The following is an 11,533-nucleotide window of genomic DNA, read 5'->3' on the forward strand; positions in this document are numbered from 1 at the left end:
AGTTATGGCTGTCCCGAAACAGGCTAGGTGAATTGGAAGTACGAGCTTCTTGAGCAATACGAGAAGCGGCTGTGCGAGCTGGAAACACAACAAATATAACGCTGTTCCGATAATGGCTATTGACATCGGTTTTGATAATCATTATCATCATATGGAGAGCTACTACACCGCTGAGCGACGGGGTGATACCGATGAAGAAAATTAAATACTGCAAGAAGAATTTGAAAAACGGCCTACAGCCGGTATACAAAGCCATGAAGAGCAAGTATCCGGACATTAAGCAGAAGAAGAGCGACTGTCTTGGAAACTGTAAGACATGTAGGTCAGAGTGCTTCGTCGTCGTCAAGTCGAAGACAGTAAGCGCCCCGTCAGCAGAGAAGCTCTATAAGCGATTGAAGAAAATGATCGGATAATGAAATAACGATAGCCATATTTACAAGAGGCGGCATTTGCCGTCTCTTATTTTTATGTTAGAATGAGTATAAACTAGAAAAGTTGAGGTGCATGAGCTATGAATGATGGATTAGCAGAAGCGTTAAACGAACAGATGAACTTTGAGTTTTATTCGGCGCATGTGTATCTTGCAATGGCAGCGTATTGTTCAGGCGAGAACCTTGAAGGCTTTGCAAATTTCTTTATCATACAGGCTGAAGAAGAACGGTTTCATGCTATGAAAATATATAAATTTATAAATGATCGCGGACGCCGCGCTACACTAGATGCCCTTGGGGAGCCAAAGAACGACTATGCATCCATTTTAGATGCATTCGAGCACGGCTATGCACATGAGCAACAAAATACAAAACGTTTCTACCACTTGTCCGACCTTGCGATGAATGATCGCGAGCATGCCACAATCAACTTCTTAAAATGGTTCATTGATGAGCAGGTTGAGGAAGAAGCTTTATTCGACAGTATCATTCATAAATTGAAGCGAATCGACAAGGACAGCAATGCTTTCTATATGCTGGACGCTGAATTCGCAGCACGTTCATTCACGGCGCCAGCATTGTAATTCGGCAATTTAATTACTTAAATATAAGCAAATAAATGGCCGTTCCCCAAGTAGAGCTTACTACTAAAGGTACGGCCTTTTTATTTTATAAGAAGTCTGGCGAAAATTTATTGGTTTGCTGCGATTCAATGTCGATCATATAAAGGAAAGAATCAACGAGCTCAGGATCAAAGTGCAGTCCTCTTTGTTCACGGATATAGAGTACAGCGCGTTCTTCTGTCCATTTTTCTTTGTAAGGACGAGTGCTGGTCAATGCATCAAACACATCAACTACGCTGACAATACGCGCTTCAATCGGGATGTCTTCTCCGGCGAGCTGTTGCGGATAACCAGTGCCATCCCATTTTTCATGGTGATATAAAATGATCATTTTTCCTGTTTTAAGCTCTTCCGCGAACATCTCGTCATGGAATTCATCATACACTTTTTCAATGATGTCCATGCCGATTTGCGTATGCATTTCTACAATTTGCCGTTCATAATAAGCAAGTGGACCAGGCTTGTACAAGATGCCTTCAGGAATGCCTGATTTGCCAATGTCATGAAGAATACTTGAATATGCGATTCGATTAATCGTCTCTGAAGACCAGCCAAGCTGAAGTCGATCGTTATGGTGGTTAGCTAATCTTTCCGTTAAATCTCTGACACGTACCAAATGCTGCTCAATGCCAGGATCGCGAATTTCACAAGAGATGGCGAGCACTTTTAGCATGGAGCTTTGGAAGTGATTGATGCGCTCCTCCGGCAAATAAAATCCGCTCTTCAATTGCTCGAGTTCACGGAAGATGCCAATCAAATAAAGCTCATCTTCAATGCGGTATGGAGTTATCGTAATGGATGAATGCCATAAGCTCTTGTCTCTGCGCCGATTCGTAAATACGCCAGACCAGGCTTGTCCTTGGCGCAGCGCTCGCTTCATCTCTTCGTGCGTTTCCCTAGGTGTGTAGGAGGTTCTTAATATACTTGCTTTCTTCCCCATTATTTCTGCATTAGCATAGCCTGTTATTCGCTCATAGGAGTGGTTAACGGATAGAATCAGATGCTGATCATTCGTAATAATAACAGCATCAGCCAATTGTAGAAATGGGTATAGCTGCTCGTTAAGGCCAGCGAAGTCTTCAGTGTTATTGTGTTCATAAGAATCACTCAGGTTATTCATGATGCTTATCCCTACTCCTTATTTTGTCTTTTGGGAAGTAACTTCGTTCCTTGCACCATTGGCAACTGGCATTGAGGACAAGCACGAGTGGGTGCCTGTGAGTCTTCATAGGTGACAATGCGCTGCCATACCTTGCATGAGTTGTTGGAACAAAGCCAAGCTAGAGCGGATTCCGCTTCTCCATCTGAATCTGCTTCTTTAAGAAAGGCTGAACGAATAAAACGAGACAGTTCGGATGGCTTTCCTCGGTAACTGGCAGGTGAGCTTATATATAATTCTTCTTGCGCACGAGTAACTGCAACGTAGGCGAGACGTCGCTCTTCCTCTAATGCTTCAGCTCTCGTATCACTGCCTGTTTGAAGGGAGCTGCGGTCACTAAGCTTATCTGCTGCGAGGGCAGAGCTATGTGGAAGAATCCCTTCCGATGCGCCAAGAACAAATACGATTGGAAATTCTAGTCCTTTTGATTTGTGAATCGACATGAGTGATATGGCGCTGCGATCATGCTGATGTTTCTGTTCCTGTTTTAAGGCGCTATGTTTGTCTGTAATATCATCAATATAGGTGATAAAAGCTTCTATCGTATCGTGTGCACCTGCTGCATTCTCAAGCTCATCAAGCACTTCCTTGAGTCCCTCTTTATGCTCAGTCAAATTAACACGTTTGCTTGTTTCTAGGAATTGATCATAGAAAGATTGGCGAAGCTGGATGATGGCAGCGGCTGGCTTGACATCTGATATTGATTTAATGAGCTTGATCCGTTCTTTCACTTTGTCCTTCTGGAAATCCTTCAGCAGCGGCAATTCGAGCAGATGAATAAGCGGCCACTTCTTAGCGCGCAGCTTATCTTGATTCCAAATAAATGCCATCGCTTGCTCGCGATTTACATAGAGGGTCGGAAGCATGCTCTCCATCGCATCGAAATTACGACGATCTATGGCAAGTCTTAAATGAGCGAGCAGCGGTTTGATGCTCCATTGATCATAGAATAGCTGACCATCACCGAAATCGATGAACGGAAGCTGACGTGTCAATAGCAGCTCAACAAGTGCACGACTGCTGCTGGTTGTTCGAAAGAGGACAGCGAAGTCGCCAAAGGACCGTTTGCCTAGCTCGGTCTGTGCAACGATCGTATCCGTGATCAATTGTGCTTCTTCCTGAGTCGTTTTTAGACGAGCGTAGGAAGGATTTACACCACGGGGCTTAACGGCAAGCAGTGTTTTCTCCTTGCGCAGCTTATTGGATTGAATGATCGCATTGCCTAGTCCCACGATTGTAGATGTCGAACGATAGTTGATATCCAGTACCATCGTTACGGCACCCGGATACTGCTGCTCAAAATTCAAAATATAATCATTGCGTGCACCGTTGAAGGAATAAATCGTCTGATCGTCATCACCAACGACCATGAGATTATGATGTTTACCTGCTAGCAATTGGATAAGTTTGTATTGCACTTGATTCGTATCCTGAAATTCATCGATCATTATGTATTGGAAGCGTCTTTGAAGAGAGCTCAGCAGTGCTTCATCCGAGCATAACAAGCGATAGGTTTCCAGTAGCAGATCATCATAATCCAGTTTATCCTGGTCTTTCTTCCACTGCTCGTAGCGTGAGAACAGAAGCTTGAGCTCTCTCTCTTCTGTCGTCTTTTCTGTTAAATCGTTAATGTTTAACATTTGCAGCTTTATCGCGGAGAGCTGTGCTAGCAGCGTCTCAGGCTCATAGTCATTTTGCAGTAAAAGCTCACGCATCAGTCGTTTGAAAAAAATATGTTTTTGACCGGATTCTCCGAGTATAGACTGACGATACCCACGGCCCCTGAGCAGTTGCAGGCAGAACGAGTGAAAGGTACGCGCTTCTACCCCGCTTGCGGCCTGTGCATCAAGAACAGGCAGCGAGCGGATGCGACCTCGCATTTCATCAGCTGCTTTCTTGGAGAAGGTCATGAGCAAAATATGCTGAGGATGAATATGACGGACAGCAAGCAGGTAAGCGGCACGGCAAACGAGCACTGAAGTCTTGCCAGATCCAGCGCCCGCTAGTGTTAGAGCCGCACCAGTGTTATGACGAACCGCAGCAATTTGCGGTCTATTCAATGAAATGCCATATTGCTCCAAAGCACGAAAGAAATCCGCGTCGGATTCTTTTGGACCGACGAGCTCAATGCTTGTCTCTGCTTCTGCTTTATCGGCAATAGGGACGGTACTATTATGAATACCAATAGGGAATGTATAATACTTGTTACTCAGAAAATCACCTTCAGAAATAGGATTCATTCATTATAACAGATGCCAAATCAATAGGTAGACATTAGGAGGAAAAAAGATGATACAACCAGCATTGAAAGAAGAAGTACATGAGGTTTTGCCATTACTGCTTGCTGCAATTGGAGATATATCTAATACGCTTGCGGGTACAGATGATGAGACTGAGGTAAGACGGATTCTAGCAGATTTCTATATGCAGGAAGGAAACCGGATTAGTTATAGGAATGTGCTTGTTGACAAAAGGGACGATTGTATAGCAGGTATGCTCATCAGTTATGGTGGAGATGATGCCGAAATGCTCGATCGACCTTTTGTCACAAGGATAGGCCGGGAGAATGGACTTAAGAAAGGGGATGTCATCGCCCTGGAAGCCAAGGCGGGTGAGTTTTATTTGGATTCTATCGCAGTGGATGAACGGTATCAAGGCCAAGGCATCGCCAAAGCGTTGATGTCGGCTTTCGAGCAACGGGGGGGAGAGCAGGGCTATTCGAAGGTGTCGCTAATTGTGGAGCCAGATAATACGCGTGCCTATTCTTTATATCAAAAACAAAATTATACCGAGGATGGTTTCATTGTTGTGAGCGGCACCAGCTACATTCGAATGGTGAAGATTGTTAAACATGAGGTTATCTAATTAACGTCTATTTGAAAAGTTATTTATGGAATAATAAGGATGTTTACGGTAAGATGAAAGTAATTTTAGAGCATTAGGATTATTACTTTCATCGTAACCGGGAGCGTGATGTTTATGGCCAATGTAAGCTTTAAATCCAAATTAGCGTACAGTTCAGGAAATTTATCGGTCAATTTAATTGCACAGGCATTTGCCGCGTACATCGTATTTTATTATGTCGATGTTCTCGGCGTAAGACCTGGCTTAATWAGCGTTGCAATGGTCATTCACGGTATCGTAAATGCAGTGCTTAATCCGTTATTTGGACATATCTCCGATCGGACGCGCTCACGCTACGGCAGGCGTATCCCTTATATGATGTTTGGTATGGTTCCGCTTGCGGCATTGTTTACTGCAATTTGGTTTCCTGTAGGGACAGGTATGGCTTTATTCTGGTATTTTCTCACTATTGTTCTCTTATACGATGTGTTGTTCGTTATGGTGGTATTGAATTATTCGGCGTTGTTTCCGGAAATGTTTACAACCATTAAGGAACGTGCGAGCGTTTCAGCATGGCGTCAAATGTTAGGTATTATTGGTATGATTATTGGTGTGGCATTGCCACCGTTGTTGTATGGCAATCTCGGATGGGAAACAATGGGGGCTATATTCGCGGGAATTGCCCTTGTATTTTTTATTATAATGGTATCTGCCAGCAAAGAGAATACAACGGTTTTGCAGCCAAGCATCGGGTTAGTTAAATCGCTAAAATATACGTTTACGAATAAAGCATTCGTCTTTTTTGTACTAGGCAGTTTTTTTACGCAATTTACATTTGCAATGATCCCTGCAGCGATCCCTTTCTTCACAAAATATGTGCTAGGCGCAACGGAGGACAGTAATACAATATTGCTAGGCGCTATTTTTGTCGCAGCTATTCCTTGTGTCTATATATGGGGTAGGCTGGTACAAAAGTGGGGAGCACGCACTACAGTTATGGTTGCTATCAGCTGTTACGCGGTGGCCATGATCCCATTTTTATTCGTATCTAGCATAGCTTCAGCAGCATTAGCAGCCGCTGGTGTTGGCATAGGGCTTGCCGGACTAATGGTTCTGCTTGACATGCTGCTCTCCGAAATTATCGATGAGGATGAGAAGCAGACAAAGGTACGGAGAGAAGGCATGTATTTTGGGATGAACGGCTTTATTGTTAAATGGGGAATCTCTCTGCAGGCGGTTGTACTCGGCATCATCTTAGAAACAAGCGGCTATGTGAAGGATGCGGTGGAACAGTCGGATGCTGCAGTAATGGGAATTCGTTCGATGCTGAGCATAATCCCGTTCATCGTCCTGCTGCTCGCGCTCTTATTCTTTTACTTGTATCCTATTCGCAGCGCCCATGTGAATCAGCCAACTAATAAAAACAGTGATCACAGTCTATGACAAAAGCACTTGAATGGATGAAACATAATAGACTGCTCCTATTATCATTTGCGGCAGGAGCTATTGTGCGTCTAATCTATGCGGGATCGATTCCTGGCGGCTTAAATCAGGACGAGGCTTCCATCGGTTATGAAGCGTACTCGATTCTTCATTATGGAGTAGACCGTAATGGTGTTTCTGTGCCCATACATTTAATCTCGTGGGGCAGCGGGCAAAATGCCTTATATGCTTACCTATCCATGCCTTTTATCTATTTATTTGGTTTAAATGTGTTATCGGTTCGTGCGGTGAGCATTGTATATGGGTTAATTAGCATGGTTTTATTTTACTTAATAGCCAGTCATCTATTTAAGAGGAAGGATGCAGCAGCAATTGCTGCTTTCCTTATCGTTATTTGTCCTTGGCATATTATGATATCGAGATGGGCATTAGAATCGAACATATTTCCTTCGCTGGTGCTGGCAGCTGTGTATTTTTTATTTAAAGCTATGCAACAGCCCAAATGGCTAATCGGGTTTACGATTACGATTTCTGCATCCTTGTATGCATATGGCACGGCCTATTTTTTTGTTCCAGTGTTCGTTCTAGGAATTGTCGTTCTATTTATTGTAAAAAAGACCTTCAAGCTGCATACACTGCTATGGAACGCCGCTGTCCTTATTATTCTATCGTTACCGATTCTATTGTTTCTCCTTATTAATCGGTTTAACTGGAACACTATCGAAATGTTTCTCTTCTCAATACCCAAGCTAACCGTACCTAGAGTGGAGCAAATCTCAACTGCTTTCCAAGGTGAAGCGCTCACCATGCTATTACATAACTTTAAGCAGTTTTTAAATCTGATCCTTACACAAAATGATGGCTTACTATGGAATGCGATACCGCCCTATGGATATTTATATCCCATTGCGCTGCCATTTATAGCAATAGGCATTATAGTCGCTAGTTCAAAAGCATTCAAGCAGCTAGACATGGAACCTGCCATTATAGCGATCTGGTTACTGACTGCAATCGCGATGACGCTTATTACGGATGTAAACATCAATCGAATAAACATTATCTTTTATCCGACCGTTCTGCTGGCTGCGTATGGTTTAGTGTGGCTGCGACGTAAAATAAACACCTTGTTTTTAGCTGTTATTGCTGCCTTCTCCATATACTTCATTTTCTTTTGCGTTAATTATTTTACCGAATACCCTCAAAAAATTAGTCCGCTCTTCTATGAATCCTTTGGAGAAGCAGTGGAGTACGCTTCGGATGCGACAGAAGGCAACGTATACATAACGGATAAAGTTATGATGCCTTATATTTACGTGTTATTTTATGAGAAAATAAATCCCCATCATTTCCTGGCGACGGTGAACTATGTAAACCCTGGCGGCCAGTTTCAGTTCGTTAGGTCATTTGGAAGGTACTATTTCGAGCAACCGCAAATTAGACAAGGCGAAGATGCTGCTTATATTTACTCGAACGGTGAGCAGTTGCCTGCGGAGGATTCGGGATATATAATCAAACGATTTAAACATTACACAGTGGTAAGTGGCAACAGCTCAGTCGTTGATCTTAAGGTTCATGATCAATTCAAAAACGGAGGATTTGAGTAGAATGGACGGACGTCATGGCGATAGAATGAAAAGGGTACATTCCTAAGCATGATTCATGGCTTCGGAATGTACCCTTTATATTTGATCCACTAAGGCTTTGTAGGCGGTTGAAAAGGTCTTAGAAACAGCTTTGGAATTTCAGTTTCAAACCGCATAAGCTCGCCTGTGATTGGGTGGGTAAAGGCTAATACTCGTGCATGAAGCCCAAGGCGGCCAATCGGTTTCGTACGAGCGCCATATTTTTTGTCGCCAACAACGGGATGGCCTATATCCTCCATGTGAACGCGAATTTGGTTTTTTCGGCCAGTCTCCAGATGAACCTCAAGCAGCGAGAATTCTTTGCTTGTACGAATCACTTTATAGTGGGTGACCGCATGAAGGCCGTCATTCGCATGGAAGCTGGAGTACATTTTAAGCGTCTTGCTTTCTCTAAGCCAAGATGTAATCGTTCCTTGCTCTTTCTTAACCGTTCCTTCAACTAGAGCGACATATATCCGTTCTTTCACGGTATCTTGCCAGCTGTTTTGCAGAAGCTGCTGAATTTTCTCGCTTTTTGCAAACATCATGACGCCTGAAGTATCGCGATCCAATCGATGTACGATGAAAATACGATTTTTCGGGTTTTCGATGCGTACATGAGCGGTCAATTGCCGATAGGCTGTCAATTCCTCTGTTTTTGCAGAGTCGGATGCTACGGATAGTAAACCCGCATCTTTCAGAATGATAATAATATCTTCATCTTCATGCATGATAGAGACTCCGACCATTTGAGGTTTTTCCTTTGGTCGCTCTTTGCTAACCTCAACCGTTTGACCTGGCTGCAGGGGAAAATTGTAAGCCGTAGTAAATTTTCCGTTAACCGCTACTTGTCCATTAGCCAAAATCGATTTAACAACATTACGTCCAGCACCCGATATATGCTTTATAAGAAAAGGAAGCAGCTCCATCGGTTCGGTAACCGGATAGGATTTACTTTTATCTGCTTGCTGAGTTGGGCGCTTTCTCCCCGTATTCATGCCAAAAACCTCCTAGATTCAATGCTCCTACTATAACACGACTAAAGGCAACATTCTAATTGTTCTATATATAAGTAAGCAGCAAATCTATGAAAGCTATTTTCATAGACAAAATATTGAGTAAGATGGTAGGATGAATATATCAAAAAAATGGAAAAGGTTAGGTGAATTCACTTCGTGAAAAAGAAACTAATTCAAGCGCTGCTATGTCCCCTGTTAGTAACTGGACTACTGCTGGCTCCACTACCCGGGCTTAGTCACTCCGCAGTAAACGCAGCATCTACAACGACGACAGCGACCACCGCCAAGGCAAAGCAAATAGAAGTGTTCGTAGACGGAAAGAAGCTATCTCTATCTGCTCCAGCGTATAAGGCGAATGGCGTTACTTTTGTTCCAATGAAAGACATCTTTACAGCTCTCGGCGGTACAGTAACGTTGGAAGCAAGCACACAAACTATTATTGGCCGGAAAGACAGTATTTCTATTTCTCTTAAAATAGGGAAGAAAGAAGCTATCGTTAACGGCAATTCAGTAAAGCTTGATGCAGCAGCAGTGATTACTAAAGGTGTTACCTTTGTACCTGTACGATTTATCTCACAGTCTCTTGAAGCCGACGTGGAGTGGGATGACACTGCAAAAGCGGTTCGCATTACGTCATTAGAAAAAATGGAAGATTTAGAATACGAGCAGTGGCTTGAAGAGCGGAATAATAAACTAAAACTTACACCGCAAGAAATCGTAAGTACCTTTGATGAAAGTGTAGTTACAATCTACACGAATAGGGGTCAAGGAAGCGGTGTTGTTATTGGGGACCAGTTGATCCTCACTAACTACCATGTAATGATGGATGCTTCGACTGCTACAGCATCTTCGATTTATGAAGACGATCTGAAAATAGCAGGTGTAGTAAGTTATGATAAACAGTCGGATTTGGCGATCATTAAGACAGAGAAGCCATTAGATCTTGCTGCAGTAGATATCAGTTACAACTTCTTTTCACAAAAAGGCGACAGAGTAATTGCGATTGGCAGCCCAGAAGGATTGGAAAATACAGCTTCAGAGGGTCTAATAAGTAATATTATCCACGAAGAGGGCATCACCTATTTTCAGACGAGTGCCCCAATTGACCACGGAAGCTCAGGCGGAGCACTCTTTAACGAATACGGAGAGCTTATTGGTATTACTACAAGTGGTATCGACAAAACGAATGCTAATTTGAATTTTGCAGTATCGATTATGCATGCGGTCCTTTTGAAGGAGAAAATGACGGATGTCATGATTAAGAACGCGAAGTTTCTGCCTTACAGCCTACCTGATACGCTTGTAGGAGCTTCAATGGCAGACATTCAAAAATTGATGACTTCGGAATATTCTTCGGTGCAGACGTCCGATGCAGTAGCTGAATTCACAAAGTGGGAAGCAAAGAGGGATTCAGCTGGATGGCTCGTCTTGACCGCTAATATTAATCCGGACTTCTATTTATATTATGGAGCAGAATCAGCGGAAGAGCTCCGAATTTGGTTTTTAAATTTAGGGTATGAGCTTAATCGGATGCTTCCTAATGAGAAAGTTCAATTGCTTATCTCATTTGAAGAAGATTATAATTTTGAGATTCGTGGTACAAATCCAGGCGAGTTAACCTCATTAGGCAATGATAAATGGCGCCTCAAATTCACGGTCATTGATATGCAGCTTAGGGACAAAATCTATATGAAAATGAGATTCCAAGCGTAAACGGCTGTCGCCTTCCTTGGCGGCTAAGCTCGTTTCGCGGTGGTTATATAGAAATGGATAAGTGTGAAACTTATTCATTCTATATAACTAGAAACTGAGGTGTTTGTTGCCGCGAAATGCGACAATGGACGCCTCTTCTTTTTTTCATTCATTTTCGGTACAATAGAAGTCATGCTCTCCTATAGAGTCTGCAGGAGTTCAAAATTTGATGGATAAGCATTCGCTTAAGTTAGAGAGGTTATATTATGAAAGTCGTACTGTCGACTTTAAATGCTAAGTTTATTCACACCTCGCTTGCGCTCCGCTGTTTGAAGGCGTTTAGCGGCGATCGGTTCGATATCGATATTGCGGAATATACGATCAAGGATCCGGCGATGAATATCGTGTCGGATATATTTTCGCGTAATCCCGATGTTGTAGGTTTTTCATGCTATATATGGAATATAGAAGAAACCATTACGGTCATTAATATGCTGCGCAAAATAAAGCCAGAGGTCAAGATCATCCTTGGTGGACCAGAAGTCAGCTATGATATGGATTACTGGATGGATAGAATTCCAGAGGTGGATTTCATCGTTGTTGGTGAGGGTGAAGAGACTTTCCATCATCTGCTCACCGAAATTGAGGGCGATGGCAAATATCATATGGTGTTTGGTGTTACTTACCGGAAGCAGAGGGA

The 11,533-nt window shown here is 42.9% G+C and carries 10 protein-coding genes; 7 read left to right on the top strand and 3 right to left on the bottom strand.

Annotation, left to right across the window (positions count from 1 at the left end):
* Window positions 1-191: 191 nt before the first annotated feature.
* Both AC1DWN_RS18090 and AC1DWN_RS18095 read left to right on the top strand, forming a co-directional pair.
* Window positions 192-413, top strand: coding sequence for a DUF1450 domain-containing protein (locus tag AC1DWN_RS18090; RefSeq protein WP_477560302.1), 222 nt, complete (start codon window positions 192-194; stop codon window positions 411-413).
* A gap of 98 nt (window positions 414-511) precedes the next feature.
* Window positions 512-1,015, top strand: a complete 504-nt coding sequence (locus AC1DWN_RS18095) for a ferritin (protein ID WP_477560303.1) — start codon at window positions 512-514, stop codon at window positions 1,013-1,015.
* A gap of 85 nt (window positions 1,016-1,100) precedes the next feature.
* On the opposite strand, the gene AC1DWN_RS18100 is transcribed toward AC1DWN_RS18095, so the two are convergent.
* Together AC1DWN_RS18100 and AC1DWN_RS18105 are read right to left on the bottom strand one after the other, a co-directional pair.
* Complete coding sequence (locus AC1DWN_RS18100; RefSeq protein WP_477560304.1) at window positions 1,101-2,174, bottom strand: HD-GYP domain-containing protein; 1,074 nt, start codon at window positions 2,172-2,174, stop codon at window positions 1,101-1,103.
* 11 nt (window positions 2,175-2,185) lie between these two features.
* Window positions 2,186-4,453 carry a UvrD-helicase domain-containing protein gene (locus AC1DWN_RS18105; protein WP_477560305.1) on the bottom strand — a complete coding sequence of 756 codons (2,268 nt, stop codon included), beginning with the start codon at window positions 4,451-4,453 and terminating at the stop codon, window positions 2,186-2,188.
* A 49-nt stretch (window positions 4,454-4,502) separates the two neighbouring features.
* Between AC1DWN_RS18105 and AC1DWN_RS18110 the strand changes: the two genes are divergently transcribed.
* The 3 genes from AC1DWN_RS18110 to AC1DWN_RS18120 all read left to right on the top strand — a co-directional run bounded on the left by AC1DWN_RS18110 (window position 4,503) and on the right by AC1DWN_RS18120 (window position 8,104).
* On the top strand, window positions 4,503-5,078 hold the full coding sequence (locus tag AC1DWN_RS18110; RefSeq protein WP_477560306.1) for a GNAT family N-acetyltransferase: 576 nt from the start codon (window positions 4,503-4,505) through the stop codon (window positions 5,076-5,078).
* A 114-nt stretch (window positions 5,079-5,192) separates the two neighbouring features.
* Window positions 5,193-6,500: an MFS transporter gene (locus tag AC1DWN_RS18115; protein WP_477560307.1), complete on the top strand. Its 1,308-nt coding sequence runs from the start codon at window positions 5,193-5,195 to the stop codon at window positions 6,498-6,500.
* On the top strand, window positions 6,497-8,104 hold the full coding sequence (locus AC1DWN_RS18120) for an ArnT family glycosyltransferase (protein ID WP_477560308.1): 1,608 nt from the start codon (window positions 6,497-6,499) through the stop codon (window positions 8,102-8,104). The genes AC1DWN_RS18115 and AC1DWN_RS18120 overlap by 4 nt, the downstream gene beginning before the upstream one ends.
* An 89-nt stretch (window positions 8,105-8,193) precedes the next feature.
* Here AC1DWN_RS18120 and AC1DWN_RS18125 read toward each other — a convergent pair whose 3' ends face one another.
* The gene (locus AC1DWN_RS18125) at window positions 8,194-9,120 is read right to left on the bottom strand and encodes an RluA family pseudouridine synthase (protein WP_477560309.1); all 927 of its coding nucleotides are present in this window, start codon (window positions 9,118-9,120) and stop codon (window positions 8,194-8,196) included.
* Between the two features lie 177 nt (window positions 9,121-9,297).
* On the opposite strand from AC1DWN_RS18125, the gene AC1DWN_RS18130 reads away from it, so the two are divergent.
* Together AC1DWN_RS18130 and AC1DWN_RS18135 are read left to right on the top strand one after the other, a co-directional pair.
* On the top strand, window positions 9,298-10,854 hold the full coding sequence (locus AC1DWN_RS18130; RefSeq protein WP_477560310.1) for a stalk domain-containing protein: 1,557 nt from the start codon (window positions 9,298-9,300) through the stop codon (window positions 10,852-10,854).
* A gap of 245 nt (window positions 10,855-11,099) precedes the next feature.
* The coding region (locus tag AC1DWN_RS18135; RefSeq protein ID WP_477560311.1) for a B12-binding domain-containing radical SAM protein at window positions 11,100-11,533 on the top strand (434 nt) is incomplete at its 3' end.

It is taken from the genome of Paenibacillus sp. P4_A7, from assembly GCF_056402455.1.